At 63.3% G+C, this 19,140-nt stretch carries 15 protein-coding genes; 9 read left to right on the top strand and 6 right to left on the bottom strand.

Going from position 1 to position 19,140, the window contains the following annotated elements; translation table 11 throughout:
* Positions 1-161 precede the first annotated feature (161 nt).
* The 3 genes from HF916_RS47225 (at position 162) to HF916_RS47215 (ending at position 3,075) form a co-directional block, all read left to right on the top strand.
* Positions 162-713, top strand: a complete 552-nt coding sequence (locus HF916_RS47225; RefSeq protein ID WP_106284162.1) for a shikimate kinase — start codon at positions 162-164, stop codon at positions 711-713.
* Complete coding sequence (aroB, locus tag HF916_RS47220; protein WP_168795418.1) at positions 713-1,798, top strand: 3-dehydroquinate synthase; 1,086 nt, start codon at positions 713-715, stop codon at positions 1,796-1,798. The genes HF916_RS47225 and aroB overlap by 1 nt, the downstream gene beginning before the upstream one ends.
* Positions 1,799-1,917: 119 nt before the next feature.
* A complete protein-coding gene (locus HF916_RS47215; protein WP_240975872.1) occupies positions 1,918-3,075 on the top strand; it encodes a deoxyguanosinetriphosphate triphosphohydrolase in 1,158 nt (385 codons plus the stop codon).
* A 134-nt stretch (positions 3,076-3,209) separates the two neighbouring features.
* Here HF916_RS47215 and HF916_RS47210 read toward each other — a convergent pair whose 3' ends face one another.
* Together HF916_RS47210 and HF916_RS47205 are read right to left on the bottom strand one after the other, a co-directional pair.
* The gene (locus tag HF916_RS47210) at positions 3,210-3,590 is read right to left on the bottom strand and encodes a DUF883 family protein (protein WP_168795416.1); all 381 of its coding nucleotides are present in this window, start codon (positions 3,588-3,590) and stop codon (positions 3,210-3,212) included.
* Between the two features lie 351 nt (positions 3,591-3,941).
* Positions 3,942-4,667: an OmpW/AlkL family protein gene (locus tag HF916_RS47205; RefSeq protein ID WP_168795415.1), complete on the bottom strand. Its 726-nt coding sequence runs from the start codon at positions 4,665-4,667 to the stop codon at positions 3,942-3,944.
* A 187-nt stretch (positions 4,668-4,854) separates the two neighbouring features.
* Between HF916_RS47205 and HF916_RS47200 the strand changes: the two genes are divergently transcribed.
* The 3 genes from HF916_RS47200 (at position 4,855) to HF916_RS47190 (ending at position 12,144) form a co-directional block, all read left to right on the top strand.
* Positions 4,855-5,562, top strand: coding sequence for a transposase (locus HF916_RS47200; RefSeq protein ID WP_007180173.1), 708 nt, complete (start codon positions 4,855-4,857; stop codon positions 5,560-5,562).
* 294 nt (positions 5,563-5,856) lie between these two features.
* Positions 5,857-10,560, top strand: a complete 4,704-nt coding sequence (locus HF916_RS47195) for a glutamate synthase-related protein (protein WP_168795414.1) — start codon at positions 5,857-5,859, stop codon at positions 10,558-10,560.
* A 114-nt stretch (positions 10,561-10,674) separates the two neighbouring features.
* The gene (locus HF916_RS47190) at positions 10,675-12,144 is read left to right on the top strand and encodes a glutamate synthase subunit beta (RefSeq protein ID WP_168795413.1); all 1,470 of its coding nucleotides are present in this window, start codon (positions 10,675-10,677) and stop codon (positions 12,142-12,144) included.
* A 166-nt stretch (positions 12,145-12,310) separates the two neighbouring features.
* Here the strand turns inward: HF916_RS47190 and HF916_RS47185 are convergent, their stop codons facing one another.
* Entirely contained in the window at positions 12,311-13,585 is a 1,275-nt protein-coding gene (locus HF916_RS47185) for a D-amino acid dehydrogenase (protein ID WP_168795412.1), read from the bottom strand.
* 17 nt (positions 13,586-13,602) lie between these two features.
* Positions 13,603-14,862, bottom strand: coding sequence for an MFS transporter (locus HF916_RS47180; protein ID WP_168795411.1), 1,260 nt, complete (start codon positions 14,860-14,862; stop codon positions 13,603-13,605).
* A gap of 335 nt (positions 14,863-15,197) precedes the next feature.
* On the opposite strand from HF916_RS47180, the gene HF916_RS47175 reads away from it, so the two are divergent.
* Positions 15,198-16,148 carry a tyrosine-protein phosphatase gene (locus tag HF916_RS47175; RefSeq protein ID WP_168795410.1) on the top strand — a complete coding sequence of 317 codons (951 nt, stop codon included), beginning with the start codon at positions 15,198-15,200 and terminating at the stop codon, positions 16,146-16,148.
* A gap of 178 nt (positions 16,149-16,326) precedes the next feature.
* Here the strand turns inward: HF916_RS47175 and HF916_RS47170 are convergent, their stop codons facing one another.
* Positions 16,327-17,598, bottom strand: a complete 1,272-nt coding sequence (locus HF916_RS47170) for an ATP-binding protein (protein ID WP_168795409.1) — start codon at positions 17,596-17,598, stop codon at positions 16,327-16,329.
* Positions 17,595-18,335 carry a response regulator gene (locus tag HF916_RS47165; protein WP_012434533.1) on the bottom strand — a complete coding sequence of 247 codons (741 nt, stop codon included), beginning with the start codon at positions 18,333-18,335 and terminating at the stop codon, positions 17,595-17,597. The genes HF916_RS47170 and HF916_RS47165 overlap by 4 nt, the downstream gene beginning before the upstream one ends.
* Positions 18,336-18,744: 409 nt before the next feature.
* Here HF916_RS47165 and HF916_RS47160 point away from each other — a divergent pair, with 409 nt between their 5' ends.
* Both HF916_RS47160 and HF916_RS47155 read left to right on the top strand, forming a co-directional pair.
* Positions 18,745-18,927, top strand: coding sequence for a hypothetical protein (locus tag HF916_RS47160; protein ID WP_168795408.1), 183 nt, complete (start codon positions 18,745-18,747; stop codon positions 18,925-18,927).
* Positions 18,928-18,972: 45 nt separating this feature from the next.
* On the top strand, positions 18,973-19,140 hold the full coding sequence (locus HF916_RS47155) for a DUF6726 family protein (protein WP_308706150.1): 168 nt from the start codon (positions 18,973-18,975) through the stop codon (positions 19,138-19,140).

Here is a 19,140-nt window from a genome sequence, read left to right as displayed (position 1 = left end):
GACCGCCCCAAGGATTTCCGCTCCGCCGGAAGCCCTCTTAGGAGGCCTGGCGCGAAGCGACAGGGCTGAGGGCACTCTCAAGCGGGGCGCAGGCTCGACAAGGCGGGCGCTTTGCCAGTAAGCTGCGGCACGAACCAAACCGGATTAGCCAGAGGACACCGTTGCAAGCGCGGGACGCACACGCCAATGTATTTTTCGTAGGGCTCATGGGGGCAGGGAAAACCACCGTGGGCCGGGCCATTGCGCGCCGTCTCGATCGCCCGTTCTTCGATTCCGACCATGAAATCGAAGCGCGCACGGGCGCGCGCATCCCGGTGATCTTCGAGCTGGAGGGAGAAGCGGGCTTCCGCGAGCGCGAAGCCAGTGTGATTTCCGACCTGACCGGGCGCGACAATATCGTGCTTGCGACCGGCGGAGGCGCGATTCTGCGGCCGGAAAACCGCGAAGCCTTGCAGAATCGCGGCGTGGTGATCTATCTGCGCGCCAATCCGCACGACCTGTGGCTGCGCACCCGGCGCGACAAAAATCGCCCGCTGTTGCAGACGGAAGACCCCAAAGCGCGTCTCGAAGCACTCTATGAAGTGCGCGACCCGCTATACCGGGAATGCGCGCATTTCGTGATCGAAACCGGCCGGCCTTCGGTCAACGGACTCGTCAACATGGTTCTGATGCAGCTCGAGATGGCCGGCGTCGCCAAACATCCTGCGTCATAATGGACCGTATGAATACCGTCAACGTCGAACTGGGCGAGCGCGCCTACCCCATCCATATCGGTGCCGACCTGATCGGCCAGACCGCGCTGTTCGCGCCGCATATCGCCGGCAGCTCGGTCACCATCGTCACCAATGCCACCGTCGATCCGCTGTACGGCGACAAGCTGCGCGCCGCGCTGGCGCCGCTCGGCAAGCAGGTGTCCACAGTCGTATTGCCGGATGGCGAGGCGTACAAGAACCTCGAAACCCTGAACCTGATTTTCGACGCGCTGCTCGGCGGCCGCGCCGATCGCAAGACCACGCTAATCGCGTTGGGCGGCGGCGTGATCGGCGACATGACGGGTTTTGCGGCCGCCTGCTACATGCGTGGTGTGCCGTTCATTCAGGTGCCGACCACGTTGCTGTCGCAGGTCGATTCGTCGGTGGGCGGCAAGACGGGCATCAATCACCCGCTTGGCAAGAACATGATCGGCGCGTTCTATCAGCCGCAGGCCGTGATCGCCGACATCGGCGCGCTGCGCACGCTGCCGGCCCGTGAACTGGCGGCGGGCATCGCCGAAGTGATCAAGACCGGCGCCATCGCCGACGCGGGTTTCTTCCGCTGGATCGAAGCCAATATCGAGGCGTTGAATCGCTGCGAACCCGAAGCACTGGCCGAGGCGGTCAAGCGGTCGTGCGAAATCAAGGCGTCGGTGGTCGCGCAGGACGAGCGCGAAGGCGGACTGCGCGCCATCCTCAATTTCGGCCACACCTTCGGTCATGCGATCGAAGCCGGCCTCGGCTACGGCGAGTGGCTGCACGGCGAGGCAGTGGGCTGCGGGATGGTGATGGCGGCGGATCTGTCCGTGCGCCTCGGCTATCTCGACGAAGCCGCCCGCAAGCGTCTGGTCGACGTGATCGTCGCCGCGCACTTACCGACCCGTGCGCCCGCGCTCGGCGACGCGCGCTATGTCGAACTCATGCGGGTCGACAAGAAGGCGGAAGCCGGCGCGATCAAATTCATTCTGCTGAAGCGTTTCGGTGAGACGCTGATCACCCAGGCGCCCGACGCCGAGGTGCACGCCACGCTGGCCGCCGCCGTCTGAGTCTCGAGGGGCATCCAGCAACGCAGCACGCACTCGCGTCACGAGGCGCCGCCCATGTTTCGGAGAACCCGGTGACTGACAGGCGCAGCGACGATGTAAAGCATGAACCGGCGGCAGGCATGGCGACGATAGGCGTGCCTTCGCAGGAAGCACTCGAAGCGCACCTCGCGCCGTACGCGGCGCATTCCGCGCAGTCGCGCGGTCGCCGCTATCCGGAAGCCGCTCCCAGCGCGCGCACTGAATTCCAGCGCGACCGTGACCGCATCGTCCATTCGACGGCATTCCGCCGGCTCGAGTACAAAACTCAGGTGTTCGTGAACCACGAGGGCGACCTGTTTCGCACACGTCTGACTCACAGCCTGGAAGTCGCGCAGATCGCGCGGTCGGTCGCGCGCAATCTAAGGGTGAACGAAGACCTGGTCGAAGCCATCTCCCTCGCCCACGACTTGGGTCATACGCCGTTCGGCCATGCCGGACAGGACGCGCTCAACGAATGCATGCGCGAGCATGGTGGCTTCGAGCACAATTTGCAGAGCCTGGCGGTCGTCGACGATCTGGAGGAACACTACGGTGCGTTCAACGGCCTGAACCTCTGTTTCGAAACGCGTGAGGGGATTCTGAAGCACTGCTCGCGCGAGAACGCGCGGCGGCTCGGCGCATTGGGCGAGCGCTTTCTGGAAGGACGGCAACCGTCCATCGAGGCGCAGATCGCGAATGTTGCCGACGAGATTGCGTACAACAACCACGACGTCGACGATGGTTTGCGCTCTGGCCTCCTCACCGTCGAGCAACTCGCCGAAGTGGAGTTGTGGCAGCTGCACTATGAAACGGCGCGCAGCGATTTTCCGCAGATTGAAGGGCGCAGGCTTATTCACGAAACGGTGCGCCGCATCATCAATACACTGATCGTCGATCTGATCGATACGACCAAGCTGAATCTGGACCGGCACGCGCCGGCGTCGCTCGACGCCGTGCGTTCATCACCCGCGCTCGTCGCGCATAGCGACGCGATTGCCGCGCAGGCTGCGGCGCTGAAGCGCTTTCTGTTCAAGAACCTGTATCGCCATTACCGCGTGATGCGCATGGCCAACAAGGCACGCCGTGTCGTCGCCGGTTTGTTCGACGCGTTCACGGACGATCCGCGGCTGCTGCCGCCGAGCTACCAGTCGACCGACGCGACGCAGCAACCGCGTCTTATCGCCCACTACATCGCGGGCATGACGGATCGCTACGCGGTCAAGGAATACCAGCGGCTATTCGTGATCGACGACAACTGAGCCGCGCGGCCCGAGGCTGCGCAATCTGAATGCGTTCGAAGGGGAGGACCGGCACCGGTCCCCAACGCCGTTTCAACACATTCGCAGCCGCCCGCCCGAGAGCGGGGGCCGCTTGTCGTGATTCAGCCAGCGCTTTAACGCAGCCGCGATGCGAACAACGCGCCCGCAATCAGCGCGACGCCGCCGACGATCGCAATCGTCTGCCACGGATTTTCATGTACGTAGTCGTCGGCATCGGCGACCGCCACTTGGGCGCGTTCGCGCACGGCTTCGCGCGTATCGTTCAAGCGGGCGCGCGCGACCTCGAGTTGTTTGCGAAGTTTGCTGCGCAACGCTACCGCGTCGGCCTGGGTGCCGTCCGCCAGCGTGGATTCGAGTTCCGACATTAGCGTGCGCAGTTCGCCGGCGATATCTTCGGCCGCGTGGCGGCTGTGGCGAGCGATACGCCGCGCACGGCGGCTGGTGCTGGTCCAGGATTCGCCGAGGGCGTCTCGCGTATTCGGAAGTGCAGTCATGGTCGCTCCGTCGATGAGGTGAAAAAGGGTCCCACGCGTTGTCATGAAGACGCAGTGTCACGTCGCGACGCGGGAAACACCTGCGAACGCAACTTCGGTGCCAAACCCCGCAGGCCCACCGGTCGTGGCCCGAAGGCAGATTCGTCGGCAGATATTGCACTGGCTGGCGCGGTTCCGGGTCAAATTTACAAACGCCGACAGGCGGTCGGCGCGTGGCTTCCATGAGCGCCGAACCGGCCTCCATGAAGCGAGCAAAAAATAAAAACGCCGCCATTGGATGTATGACGGCGTTGTCCAAGCCACGAAAATTCGACTACCCTACCTCAACGGCCCCTAATTTTTTTCGAAGCGTTAGAAACGGTAACCGATGTTGACGTAGGAAACGATCGGGTTCAGCTTGATCTTGGTTTGCGACTGCACGTTCAGCGTGCCGACCGGCGTGTTCGCAGCGGTGTTCAGCTTGGCGGTCGTGCTGAGCGGCAGGTACGAAATCGAGACGCCCGCGAACCAGTGCTGGTTGAACGCATAAGTGAAGCCGGCATTAAACACCGGCTCCCACGAACTATCCGTAGTGACGGTGGTCGGACCATGCAGAACATTTGCCTCGAATGCGCTGTTGGTGATCTTTTCGTCGGTGAACCAGATGCGGCTCACGCCAATGCCGAGATACGGGCGGAACGTGGCAGTCGGGGCATTGAAGTAGTACTTGAACAGCAGAGTCGGGCTCCACTGTTTTGCCTGGCCCAGCTTGCCGAACTGGGCGAGACTGCCCGAACCTTCCAGGTCGAACGAAGGCGGAACGCCAATGACGAACTCGGCTGCGATGTGATCGGTAACGAAGTAGCCGGCAGTGAAACCGATGGTGTCGGCTGAACTAAGTGTTGCACCGGTGTTGGCTTCGGTGATGTTGGTCGGGCTGCCGCCGATGCTCGTCACTGTCAACGGTTGGCTGCTCGATTGAGGCGCTAGATGGAACCAACCCGATGTGACGAAAAAGCTACCGGCCGATTGCGCATGCGCTGCCGTTGTCATGCAGGCTAGCGCCGCGATCCCCGTTACGGCCTGTTTTAATTTCATATGTGCTCCTCCAAAAAAGGCCCGCTCATTATGACTACAACGTTTGAAACAAACCATACGCGGCAGTTAGAGCTTTCTCCCTAAGCTCCGCGTGGTTTCTGGCTCTGCCGCATGGCGCCGAACCTTGAGCGCATGCGGTTCTTCGGACCTTCGGGTATGTACCAACGCGACTATCGGATACTCCAGCATGGCACGGCTTGCACGTCTCTATGTCCCTGACCAGCCGCAGCACGTCATCCTCCGCGGGCTCGATCAGCAGCCCGCCTTCGTCGACGACCAGGACTACGAGCTCTTCATCGATTGTTTGAAAGCGGCTTCGCGCGATCACCATCTATCCATCCACGCGTATGCGCTGATGCCGGGCGCGGTGCAACTGCTCGTCACGCCGACCGAGGAGTCGAGTCTGCCGAAGGCGATGCAGGCGGTCGGGCGCCGTTACGTGGCGCACTTTAACAGGCGCTACGCGCGCCGTGGCACATTGTGGGAAGGGCGCTACAGGGCCACGGTGATCGAAGGTGAGCGCTACTTTCTGCTAGCGAGCCGCGTCGTCGAGATGTGTCCGGTGCGCGCGGGGCTCGTGAGCGCGCCGGAAGACTATCGCTGGTCGAGCTACCGCCATCACATCGGCCTGACGCTCGACAGCCTGATTACCGACCATCCGCTGTACTGGTCGCTTGGCAATACGCCGTTCGAACGCCAGCGTGCTTACCGCGAACTGTGCGAGCAGCCGCTGGACGAACGCGAAGCCAGTCAGCTTCAGCAGGCCACCTTGAAGGGCTGGGTTTTGGGCAGCGATACGTACCGCGAATGGGCGGCGCGGGCTGCCAACCGGCGTGTATCGCCCCTGCCACGCGGACGGCCGCGCAAGGTGCGCGAGACGCCGCAGCAGCAATAAAGCGTTTCGCATCAAAGGGCTGCATCGAAACGGCATCTTCGCATGCCGTTTTCTTTTGCCCCATTTTGATGTGGCACCAATAAAAATAGGGTGCAATGCACCAACTTGATAATTGGGGTTCAATGAGCATGTTTTATTTGCTATTCCATTGATTCGTCGCGTATATTCCGAATTCCGGCGCTTTTTGACGCGCGTAGCATCGAGCGTTCAGCGCGCCGTCGCGGTTGTGAATCGCACTGCGGCAATAGAAAAACGGTTTAACGGCCTGTCCGGCCCCTCACAGACGGTGTCCCCATGAACGACCACCAGCAACCGACTCACCCGGTTCCCGCCGCGCAAGGTCTGTACGACCCGCAAAACGAGCACGACGCCTGTGGCGTCGGCTTCGTCGCTCACATCAAGGGCAAGAAAAGCCACGAGATCATCGAGCAGGGCCTGAAGATTCTCGAGAACCTCGACCACCGGGGCGCCGTCGGCGCCGATCCGCTGATGGGCGACGGCGCGGGCATCCTGATCCAGATTCCGGACGGCTTCTATCGCGAGGAAATGGCCAAGCAGGGCGTAGTGCTGCCGCCGCACGGCGAATACGGCGTCGGCATGGTCTTCCTGCCAAAGGAACACGCGTCGCGTCTCGCCTGCGAGCAGGAACTGGAACGCACGGTGAAGGCCGAAGGCCAGGTCGTGCTCGGCTGGCGCGACGTGCCGGTCGACCACACCATGCCGATTTCGCCCACCGTCAAGGCGAGCGAGCCGCTGATCCGCCAGATCTTCATCGGCCGCGGCAAGGACATCATGGTGACGGACGCGCTCGAGCGGAAGCTGTACATCATCCGCAAGACCGCGAGCCACCGCATTCAGGCGCTCAAGCTCAAGCACGGCAAGGAATACTTTGTGCCGTCGTGCTCGGCGCGCACGGTCGTCTACAAGGGCCTGCTGCTGGCCGGCCAGGTCGGCGTGTATTACCGCGACCTGCAGGACGAGCGCACGGTGTCGGCGCTGGCGCTGGTGCACCAACGCTTCTCGACCAACACGTTCCCGGCGTGGGAACTGGCTCACCCGTACCGCATGATCGCCCACAACGGCGAAATCAACACGGTGAAGGGCAACGTCAACTGGCTGAACGCGCGTACCGGCGCGATCGCGTCGCACGTGCTCGGCGACGATCTGCCGAAGCTCTGGCCGCTGATCTATCCGGGCCAATCGGACACCGCCTCGTTCGACAACTGTCTCGAACTGCTGGTGATGGCCGGCTACCCGCTCGTCCACGCCATGATGATGATGATCCCGGAAGCCTGGGAACAGCACACGCTGATGGACGACAACCGCCGCGCGTTCTACGAATACCACGCCGCGATGATGGAGCCGTGGGACGGCCCCGCTGCGATCGCCTTCACCGACGGCCGCCAGATCGGCGCGACGCTCGACCGTAACGGCCTGCGTCCGGCGCGCTACATCGTCACGGATGATGATCTCGTCATCATGGCGTCGGAAGCCGGCACGCTGCCTATCCCTGAGTCGAAGATCGTCAAGAAGTGGCGTCTGCAGCCGGGCAAGATGTTCCTGATCGACATGGAGCACGGCCGCATCATCGACGACAAGGAACTGAAGGACAACCTCGCGAACGCCAAGCCGTACAAGAGCTGGATCGACGCCGTGCGCATCAAGCTCGACGAAATCGAGCCGAAGGCCGAAGACGTCGTGACGGAACGCCGCGAAGCCGCCGCTTTGCTGGATCGCCAGCAGGCCTTCGGCTACACGCAGGAAGACCTCAAGTTCCTGATGGCGCCGATGGCGCAAGCCGGCGAAGAAGCCGTCGGCTCGATGGGCAACGACTCGCCGCTGGCGGTCATGTCCAACAAGAACAAGACGCTGTATCACTACTTCAAGCAGCTGTTCGCGCAAGTGACGAACCCGCCGATCGACCCGATCCGTGAAAACATGGTGATGTCGCTGGTGTCGTTCGTCGGTCCGAAGCCGAACCTGCTGGACACGAACAACATCAACCCGCCGATGCGTCTCGAAGTGTCGCAGCCGGTGCTCGACTTCAAGGACATCGCGAAGATCCGCGCGATCGATCAGTACACGGGCGGCAAGTTCAGTTCGTACGAGCTGAACATCTGCTATCCGGTGGCGTGGGGCAAGGAAGGCATCGAAGCGCGCCTCGCCTCGCTGTGCGCGGAAGCCGTGGATGCCGTCAAGTCCGGCTACAACATGCTGATCGTGTCGGACCGCAAGACCGACCGCGACAACGTCGCGATTCCGGCGCTGCTCGCTACCGCCGCGATCCACACGCATCTCGTGCAGCATGGTCTGCGCACGAGCGCGGGCCTGGTCGTGGAAACCGGCTCGGCGCGTGAAACGCACCACTTCGCGCTGCTCGCAGGCTACGGCGCGGAGGCCGTTCACCCGTACCTCGCGATGGAAACGCTCGGCCAGCTCGCAGCCGGCCTGAAGGGCGACCTGTCGGCGGAAAAAGCGGTCTACAACTTCACCAAGGCTGTCGGCAAGGGCCTGATGAAGGTCATGTCGAAGATGGGCATTTCGACGTACATGTCGTACACCGGCGCGCAAATTTTCGAAGCGGTCGGTCTGGCTGAAGACCTGGTGGTGAAGTACTTCAAGGGCACGTCGTCGAAGGTCGGCGGCATCGGCCTGTTCGACGTCGCGGAAGAAGCGATCCGTCTGCATCGCGACGCGTTCGGCGACAACCCGGTGCTCGCCAACATGCTCGACGCGGGCGGCGAATACGCTTACCGCGTGCGCGGCGAGGAACACATGTGGACGCCGGATGCGATCGCCAAGCTGCAGCACTCGGCGCGTAGCAACTCGTATCAGACGTACAAGGAATACGCGCATCTGATCAACGATCAGACCAAGCGTCACATGACGTTCCGCGGCCTGTTCGAATTCAAGTTCGATCCGACCAAGGCGATCCCGCTCGACGAAGTCGAATCGGCGAAGGACATCGTCAAGCGTTTCGCCACCGGCGCGATGTCGCTGGGCTCGATCTCGACTGAAGCGCACGCCACGCTGGCGGTCGCGATGAACCGCATCGGCGGCAAGTCGAACACCGGCGAAGGCGGCGAGGACGTGAACCGTTACCGCAACGAACTGCGCGGCATTCCGATCAAGAACGGCGACACCATGAAGTCGGTGATCGGCGACGAAGTGATCGTCGACATTCCGTTGAAGGACGGCGATTCGTTGCGCTCGAAGATCAAGCAGGTGGCGTCGGGCCGTTTCGGCGTGACGGCGGAATATCTCGCGTCCGCTGATCAGATCCAGATCAAGATGGCGCAGGGCGCGAAGCCGGGCGAAGGCGGTCAGTTGCCGGGTCACAAGGTGTCGGACTACATCGGCAAGCTGCGTTACTCCGTGCCGGGCGTCGGCCTGATTTCGCCGCCGCCGCACCACGACATCTACTCGATCGAAGATCTGGCGCAGCTGATCCACGATCTGAAGAACGCCAACTCGGCGGCCAGCATCTCGGTGAAGCTGGTGTCGGAATCGGGCGTCGGTACGGTTGCCGCAGGTGTCGCCAAGGCGAAGGCCGATCACGTCGTGATCGCCGGCCATGACGGTGGCACGGGCGCGTCGCCGCTGTCGTCGGTGAAGCATGCCGGCACGCCGTGGGAACTGGGTCTCGCCGAAACGCAGCAAACGCTGGTGCTCAACCAGTTGCGCGGCCGTATCCGCGTGCAGGCCGACGGTCAGATGAAGACCGGCCGCGACGTCGTGATTGGCGCGCTGCTCGGCGCAGACGAGTTCGGTTTCGCGACAGCGCCGCTCGTCGTCGAAGGCTGCATCATGATGCGCAAGTGCCATCTGAACACGTGCCCGGTCGGCGTCGCGACGCAAGATCCGGTGCTGCGTGCGAAGTTCCAGGGCCAGCCGGAACACGTCGTGAACTTCTTCTTCTTCGTTGCGGAAGAAGCGCGCGAAATCATGGCGCAACTGGGCATCCGCAAGTTCGACGACCTGATCGGTCACGCCGAACTGCTCGACATGAAGAAGGGCATCGAGCACTGGAAGGCCAAGGGTCTCGACTTCTCGCGCGTGTTCTATCTGCCGCAAGTGTCGGCTGAAGTGGCGCGCAAGCATGTCGACGTGCAGAACCACGGTCTGGACAAGGCACTCGACCACACGCTGATCGAGAAGGCGAAGGCGGCGATCGAGAAGGGCGAGCACGTCTCGTTCATCCAGCCGGTGCGTAACGTGAACCGTACGGTCGGCGCCATGCTGTCCGGCATGATCGCGAAGAAGTACGGCCACGACGGCCTGCCCGACGACTCGATCCACATCCAGTTGAAGGGCACCGCGGGTCAGAGCTTCGGCGCGTTTCTCGCCAGGGGCGTCACGCTGGATCTGGTTGGCGACGGCAACGACTACGTCGGCAAGGGCCTCTCGGGCGGCCGCATCATCATCCGTCCGACCAACGACTTCCGCGGCAAGTCGGAAGAGAACATCATCTGCGGCAACACGGTGATGTACGGCGCGATCGAAGGCGAAGCGTTCTTCCGCGGCGTCGCCGGCGAGCGTTTCTGCGTGCGTAACTCGGGCGCGACGGCGGTTGTCGAAGGCACGGGCGACCACGGTTGCGAATACATGACGGGCGGCACGGTGGTCGTGCTCGGCGAAACGGGCCGTAACTTCGCGGCCGGCATGTCGGGCGGCATCGCCTACGTGTACGACCCGGACAACTCGTTTGCCGGCAAGTGCAACAAGTCGATGGTCGCGCTCGATCCGGTCTTGCAAACGGCCGAACAGGAACGCACGGTCGACAAGGGCCTGTGGCACGCCGGCACAACCGACGAAGCGCTGCTCAAGGGACTCATCGAGCGTCACTTCCAGTTCACGGGTTCGCCGCGCGCCAAGGCGCTGCTCGAAAACTGGGACGCGTCGCGCCGTCAATTCGTGAAGGTGTTCCCGACCGAATACAAGCGCGCGCTGGGCGAAATGGCAGCGAAGAAGGCGAACAAGGAAGTGCTCGCCGCCTAACTGGCCTTAAGCCAAAGACGTCACATTAAAGCCGTACCCGCCGCGCCCCGCCGTTCAACGGTGCACGCGGCGGGTGTAGATCACCCCACCTGATTAGATAGAGAAGAGAACCACATGGGCAAGGCAACCGGTTTTCTCGAGTTCGAACGCCGCCACGAGGCGTACGAAGCTCCGCTCACGCGTGTGAAGCACTACAAGGAATTCGTCGCCGCACTGACCGACGACGAAGCGAAGATTCAAGGCGCACGTTGCATGGACTGCGGTATTCCGTTCTGCAACAACGGCTGCCCGGTGAACAACATCATCCCGGACTTCAACGACCTGGTGTTCCATCAGGACTGGAAGAACGCGATCGAAGTGCTGCACTCGACGAACAACTTCCCCGAGTTCACGGGCCGCATCTGCCCGGCGCCGTGCGAAGCGGCGTGCACGCTCGGCATCAATGACGACCCGGTCGGCATCAAGTCGATCGAACACGCGATCATCGACAAGGCATGGGCCGAAGGCTGGGTTGCACCGCTGCCGCCGAAGCACAAGACCGGCAAGAAGGTCGCCGTGGTCGGTTCGGGCCCCGCTGGTCTCGCCGTCGCGCAACAACTCGCGCGTGCGGGGCACGATGTCACCGTGTTCGAAAAGAACGACCGCATCGGTGGTTTGCTGCGTTATGGCATTCCTGACTTCAAGCTGGAGAAGTGGCTGATCGATCGCCGCATGCGTCAGATGGAAGCCGAAGGCGTGACGTTCCGCGCGGGCGTGTTCATCGGCAAGGCGGATTCGCTGCCGGCGCATATCGGCAACACGGCGAAGGAAACCGTGTCGCCGGAGCAGTTGAAGGAACAGTTCGACGCCGTGGTGATCGCGGGCGGTTCGGAAACGCCGCGCGATCTGCCGGTGCCGGGCCGCGAGCTGGAAGGCATCCACTACGCGATGGAATTCCTGCCGCAGCAGAACAAGGTCAATGCCGGCGACAAGGTCGCGAACCAGCTGCTTGCGAAGGGCAAGCACGTGGTCGTGATCGGCGGCGGCGATACGGGTTCGGACTGCGTGGGCACGTCGAATCGTCATGGCGCGAAGAGCGTCACGCAATTTGAATTGCTGCCGCAGCCGCCGGAAGAAGAGAACAAGCCGCTCGTGTGGCCGTACTGGCCGATCAAGCTGCGCACGTCGTCGTCGCATGACGAAGGCTGCTCGCGTGATTGGGCGGTCGCCACCAAGCGCCTCGAAGGCAAGAACGGCAAGGTCGAGAAGCTGATCGCGGCGCGCGTCGAATGGAAGGACGGCAAGATGCAGGAAGTGCCGGACTCCGAATTCGAAATGAAGGCCGATCTGGTGCTGCTCGCCATGGGCTTCACGCAGCCGGTGTCGCCGGTGCTCGAAGCGTTCGGCGTCGACAAGGACAATCGCGGCAACGTGCGTGCGTCGACCGAAGGCGACAAGGCGTATTACACGTCGGTGGACAAGGTGTTCACCGCGGGCGACATGCGCCGTGGTCAGTCGCTGGTGGTGTGGGCGATTCGTGAAGGCCGTCAGTGCGCGCGTTCGGTCGACGCGTTCCTGATGGGTCATTCGGAACTGCCGCGCTAAACGTCTCCTGTCCGGTTTTCGCGCGTCGGCGCGGAAACCGGCTACTGCTTGCAGGAAGAGGTGGAGACGACAATGTGCCGCGTCAGCGGCACATCAAGCGGTGAAAAAACAAAGCCGGGCACCTGAGAGGGTGACCCGGCTTTTTACATGTCCTCTCGATGCGATGTTAGCTGCGCGACTTGCGATACCGCGCCAAGGTCAGTCCATCGAGATCGATCTCCGGCTTGCGGTGCGTGATCAGATCCGCGACCACGCGGCCCGAACCCATCGACATCGCCCAGCCCGTCGAGCCGTGTCCGAGGTTCAGCCACAGTTTTTCCACGCCGGACGGACCGAGCAGCGGCGCGCCGTCGGGTGTCATCGGACGGCGGCCTACCCAGAAATGCGCGGACGTGGAATTGGCCGCGTGCGGAAACCAGTCGCTCAGTACTTTCATCAGCGTTTGCAGAGCCTGTTCGCGCAAGGTGGTCTGGCGATTGCCGAGTTCCGCGGTGCCGGCCACCCGCAGGTTGTTGCCGAAGCGCGTGATCGCTGTTTTCAGCGATTCGTCCATCAGCGCGCCGCGCGGGGCTTTTTCTTCATCGGTGACGGGCAGCGTCGCCGAATAGCCTTTCACCGGATAAAGCGGCACCTTCACGCCGAGCCGCGCGAGCAGCGTCGCGCTGTCGACGCCCAGCGCCACCACCACGGCATCCGCGTGCAGCATCTCGGCGCCGCGTTCGCTCGCCACACGCACCGCGCGCACCGCACCGCCTTGCACATCGAGCGACGTGACGCGCGTGTCGAAACGGAAGCGCACGTCGTTACGTTCACAAATGGCGCGCAGTTCGCGGGTGAAGCGGGCGCAATCGCCGGCTTCGTCGTCGGGTAGATAGAGGCCGGAGAGCGGCGCCTGACGTGCCCAGCTCAAACCCGGCTCGATCTCGACACACTGCGCCGCGCTGACTTCCCGATGCGCGATACCGGCGTCGCGCAACACGGCGAGCGCCGGCTGCGCGAGTTCGACGTCGTACTCGCTGCGGAACAACTGCAGATAGCCTTGGCTGCGGCTGTAGTCGAATGGATAGCAGGCGCGGAATTCGTGCAGACAGTCGCGGCTGTAGTAAGCAATGCGCTGCATGCGCTGCTTGTTGACGCGAAATCGTTCGAGATCGCACTCACGCAGCCAGCGCGCGATCCAGCGCCACTGAGCCGGATCGAAGGTCGGGCGGAAGATCAGCGGCGAGGCCGGCTTGAACAGGTATTTGAGGATCTTCGCCGGCATGCCGGGCGCGGCCCAGGGCGTTACATAGCCCGGCGCGATCACGCCCGCGTTGCCGAAACTGGTGGAGAGCGCGACGTCCGGCTCGCGCTCGATCACGGTGACTTCGCAGCCCTGCTGACGCAGGTAAAAAGCAGTGGCGACGCCGATCACGCCGCCGCCCAGAACAATCGTTTTCATGTGTGTGTACTGCGGATTCAGGCGGCAGGCTGGGTCGCGCCGAGTACCTTGCCCTTGGTTTCGGGCAGACACAACGCGGCGACGATCACGAGCAGATAGCCTGAGCCGGCCACGATGCCCATCGCCTTCACCAGCGTCATGGTTTGCGACAGTGTACCGACCAGAATCGGAAAGAACGAGCCGAGTCCACGCCCGAGGTTGTAGCAGAATCCTTGTCCCGAGCCGCGTATCCCATTCGGATAAAGCTCCGACAGATACGCACCCACGCCGGCGAAAATCCCTTGCACCACGATCCCGAGCGGAAAGCCGAGCGCCAGCATCATGCCGTCGGTGATCGGCAGCATGGTGTAGAACATGCCGAGCACGAACGAGCCGATCGCGAACAGCACGAACGACGCGCGCCTGCCGATCTTGTCGCACAGAATCGCGCCGACGATATACCCCGTGAATGAACCGACGATCAGCACGATCAGATAACCACTCGTGTTGAACACCGACAGATGCCGCACAGTCTTCAGATAGGTCGGCAGCCACGTGGTGATCGCGTAATAGCCGCCGAGCATGCCGGTGCACAGCACGCTGCCGAGCAGGGTGATTTTGAGGTGAGCGCCCGAGAAGATCTGCAGGAAGTGCGAGGTGTCGAAACCGCTCTCACGAGCCCGGCGCGTTTTGAGAAAGATATCCGGATCGCTCACGTTGCGGCGAATGTAGATGATCCACGCCGCGGGCAGCAGGCCGATCCAGAAGCAGGCGCGCCATGCATATTGCTCTGGCAGCAGCGCGAAGAATGCCCAGTAAATGATGGCCGCGGCCGCCCAGCCGAACGACCAGCTGCTTTGCACGGTGCCGACTGCTTTCGCGCGATGCTGAGGCGAGCGAATGGTCTCGGCCATCATGATCGTCACGACCGACCATTCACCGCCGAAGCCGATGCCCTGTAGCGTGCGCGTGGTGAGCAACTGCCAGAACGAGTGCGTGAAGCCGGATAGAAAGGTGAACAGCGCGAAGGTGGCGATGGTCCACTGCAGCACGCGAATGCGGCCGTAGCGGTCAGCGAGAATGCCGGCGAGCCAGCCGCCCACCGCCGACGAGATCAGCGAACTGGTGGCGATCATGCCGGCTTCGCTTTTGGTCATGCCCCACGTCGCGATCAGCGTCGGAATGAGGAAGGAGTAAATCATGAAGTCGAAGGCGTCGACCGCGTAACCGCCGAAGCCGGCGTACAGCGTGCGGCGTTCTCGCTGGGTCAGTTCGGTGAACCATTGGAGAGAAGGCATGTTTTGTTGTGGTCTCCAGGGCTTGTTGGCCTGCCGTCGGCTTGAATGTGGGGTGTTTGTATTCTACGGGGATGGGGCGTCGTGAGGCCAGTTGTGGTCAAAAATGGCGGGGAGCGGTAAGAAACCGATAAGAGATGAAAAGCCGGAGAAATCTTGCCGAGGAAAAGCCAGAGTCGCGGCCAGGCTGGCGATCGCGCTGTTCGGGCGACGCGCGCGAACTGCTTTTTCCTTACCAACTACTACCGTGTAACCCAAACGATATTGCGCATGGTTAAACTGCGCTCGCAGCGCCGTTGCTGCGACTTATCCACTCACGCCCGCGCCAGCCACGCCGAATGCCCGCTACCGCAAAAACCTGCTCGCCATCCCGTCGCTCCGCGAGCACTTTTCCGCGGACAAGCCAACTCTCGGACGAGACGCCGCTGGCCTCGCGCCGGACTTTTCTGAAGCGCTCAGCCAGCGTGCTGCTGGCCTCCGGCATGGGCAGCTCGCTGCTGTCCGCGTGTGGCGGCGGCAATCTCGACGCCGATCAGCCGGCCACGCCGCGCCTTGCGTCGGTCGATAACTTCCGCGATCTGGCGGGAGCGGCCGCGGGGTATCCGACCGTCGACGGCAAACAGATGCGCCGAGGCGCGTTCTATCGTGCGAACGCATTGACGCTCAACACCACCGACCAGGCCACGATCGACCGGCTCGGCATTGCCTCGGTCTACGATCTGCGCACGCCCGGTGAAATCGCGCGCACCGCCGATATCCTGCCGAGCGGCGCGACCACTCAGACGCTCAACGTGCTGGGCATCACGGACTTCGTCGCGCCGAACTTCGAGACGCCGGGCGCCGCCGTCGCGTTCATGGAGACGCAGGCGCGCGGCTACGTCACCGGCGCCACCCAACGCGCAGCGTATGGTGCGCTGCTGACGAGTCTCGCCGACGGGCCCGGTGCGCAACTCTTTCACTCCAACGCGGGCAAGGACCGCGCCGGCTGGGTCGCGGCGCTCCTGCTCAGCATTGCGAACGTTCCGCTCGACGTCATCATGCAGGACTATCTGCTGAGCAACGTCTATCTGGCGCCGTCGATCGAGACGCAAACCGACAGGCTGCGCGCACAGGACGGCGACGCCATCGCTTCCGCCGAAGCGCCGTTGATGAATGTTCAGGAAAATTATCTGCAGGCCGGGTTCGACCAGGTGCAGGCGATCTACGGCACGATGGTGACCTATCTGACGCAAGGCCTCGGCGTCTCGCAGACGACCATCGACACCTTGCACAGCCGCCTCGTGGTCTGATCCGTCAATGCGGCGAGCCGCGCATTCGACGTCGTTAGACGCGGGCAAAAAAAAGTCCGCCCTAAATGACTGCGCGGACAGAGAAGGGCGGCATCGAGGTTGCCGAGGGCGACTATAAAGCCGCCGCGCCTGCGATGGTTCATCCAGTAAGGGCGCGTAAGCGCCCGCCCAACTTCTCTCACGTCAACGCCGGTACAACCGGCAATTCGATCCGCACTTCCAGACCGCCCCGCGCGTGATTACGCACGTGGCAGTGTCCGCCGCGATCGTGCGCGAGCCGTGCGACGATCGCGAGGCCGAGGCCGCAATGGCCCTCGCCGCCACGCGCCGCGTCGAGCCGGACGAACGGCTTCATTGCGGCTGCGATGCGGTCGTCGGGAATGCCGGGACCGTGGTCGCGCACGCTGATCACCCAATGGCCATCAGTGCGGGCGGTGGCGATATCCACCGGCGGCGCGCCGTGTTCGAGCGCGTTGTCGACGAGGTTCGTGACCAGCCGGTCGAGCAGCGTGCGCGGCAGCTTGAACGACGAGCCGGCGCGCAGATCGAGTGTGAAAAGCGGTGCTTCGGTGCTGTCGCTGGCGGAGAACTGTTCCTGCAAGAAGTCGTCGACTTCGACCGGCGGCCCGGCGTCGGCGGACTGGCCCGCGAATTCGAGAAACTGCTGGACGATGTTGGTGAGCGAATCGACATCGCGGATCAGACCGGCGCGCTCGTTTTCTGCCACCAGCACGCTCGCGCGCAGCTTCAGGCGCGTGAGCGGCGCCTTCAGATCGTGTGCGACGCCGGCCAGCATCACGGCCTGGTCGTCGCCGGCTTCGTTCAGGCGCCGCATCATGTCGTTGAACGAACCAATCAGATCGCGCAGCTCGCGCGGGCCTTGCACCGTCACCGGTTCCGGACGGCCACCCGAGCCGAACGCACGCGCGGCATCGGCGACGCGCGAGAGCGGCCGCTGCATCTGCCAGACCGCGAACAGCGAGAGGATCAGCGCGGCGAGCAGCATCGAGATCGACTCGATCAGAAAGCGCGGGCGCGGCGGCACGTCGACCGGCACCACGACCCAGTTCGACTTGCCGGGAAACAGCACCCATAGCTGCGGCGGGCGTAGATCGTCGACGGCGATCTGCGTGCCGGGCGGCAGGTTCTCGCGCAAATGCCGGCTCAGTTCTTCCAGCGGACGCTGAGTCGGCTGGTGCAGATGCACGCTCGCCGGCATGTTCCACGTGGGCACGAGATGCACGCGCATGGCGGGCGCGAGCGCGGCGCCTTTCATCGGCTCGCCGTTGACGGCTTGCAGCACCAGCAGGATGCCGCGCGCGAAGCCGTCGATTTCATGGCGCGGCGGTTGCATCACCACCAGCACGAACCAGCCGGCCTGAATTGCGAACAACACCGCCGCCGAGAGTAACGCCATTCTGCCGAACAGCGTGTTCAGCGGGTTTTTCATGCGCTTGAGGCGGCCTCGTCGGCGAAGGGCGTGCCGTCGGCGTCGGGCACGAACACGTAGCCTTTGCCGCGTACCGTTTGCACGTAGCAGGGATTCGACGGGTCGTCTTCGATCACGCGGCGCAGGCGCCAGATCGGCACGTCGAGGCTGCGGTCGCGGAAGGCGAGATTGTCGCGATGCACGAGATCGTGAATCAGCACGCGCGACAGCACCTTGTACGGATTGTTGACGAAGATCTTCAGGAGCGCGAACTCACTGTCGCGCAGCGGCAGCTTTGAATTGTCGCGACACAGCGAACGCGTGGCGAAGTCGAGTTCGAACGGGCCGAAGCGATACGGCTTGCGGGCTTCCGGCGCGCTCGTGGTGGACGGCCCGCGGCGGCGCAAAACCGTGTGGATGCGGGCGAGCAATTCGCGCGGATCGAACGGCTTGGTCAGGTAGTCGTCCGCGCCGAGCGAGAGCCCGACGATGCGGTCGGCCACCGTGCCGCGCGCCGTCACGAAGATCACCGGAATGTCATCACCAGCGGCGCGCAACGCGGTGAGCGCGCGCAAGCCGTCGGTGTTCGGCATCATGATGTCGAGCACGACGACGGACGGCCGTTCGCGTTCGAGCCGGCGCTGGAGATGTGTGCCGTCGTGGAGCACGGACGCGTCGAAGCCGTTCGACTGCAGAAACTTGCAAAGCAGATCGCGTACGACCGGATCGTCGTCGACGATGAGGACCTGTGGATTCATGCCGAAATTTTAAGCTGGCGCGCGCGACGCGCGGCCGACTGTTTTCTTACCAATGCTTACGACAGGCCGCGCCGCTTTGGCCGGCTCGGTTGTCAGGCCCGCCACGCAAGGCTCGCCGCATATTTCAGCCGCGCCATATTGGGCAATGCGCGCAGCGGCGCCGAATTCGTTTCGCAGCGCGAACATTCCTCGCAGGAAAGAATTTGCACGTATCTGGAACCGGTCGAAACAGGTCGGAACGGGTCGTAAGAACCGCCGGAAAGCGCGCTTTCCTTCGTGCATCGGCATCGCGTGGTCAGCGAGATGATTCGTCGTGCAGTACGTTGCGCCGCATGCTGAAAACAGCCTAACGCCTTGGGCCCACGGCAGGCGGCGTGAAATCGAAACCTAGCGCCACGCGAGGCTCATCATGACCGTTCCCAGCAATCTCTCTTCAACACGCTTTTCTTCTCTGGCGCCGACGTCGCCGGCCGAAAGGCCCGCAGCCGCCAACAACTCGGGCGCCGCCGCGCCGACCCGCGAGTCCGCCACTCAGGCGCCGCCGTCGCTGCCCGCCGGCCTGGTCGGGCACCACGTTAATACGACAGCCTGACGTACCGAGGCCCGTGTGTCGACCCCGAGAATTCTTCACCGCTTCATGCGTGTCGTTGCGTGGTTGACGCTCGGCGCGGCGCTGCTGCCCCTAGGTGGCTGCGCCGTCGCCGCGCTGCCGTGCCGACTGACTTCGGCCACGCTGAAAATCATCCCGGTCGTGGGCCATGCCGCGGCCTCGCCGTTCGACATGTGTTCATCCGCCATCGACTGA

The organism is Paraburkholderia aromaticivorans (assembly GCF_012689525.1).
Taxonomy (GTDB): Bacteria; Pseudomonadota; Gammaproteobacteria; order Burkholderiales; family Burkholderiaceae; genus Paraburkholderia; species Paraburkholderia aromaticivorans_A.
The sequence above is the reverse complement of the archived record's forward strand: the minus strand, read 5'-3'. Positions and strand labels throughout refer to the sequence as shown.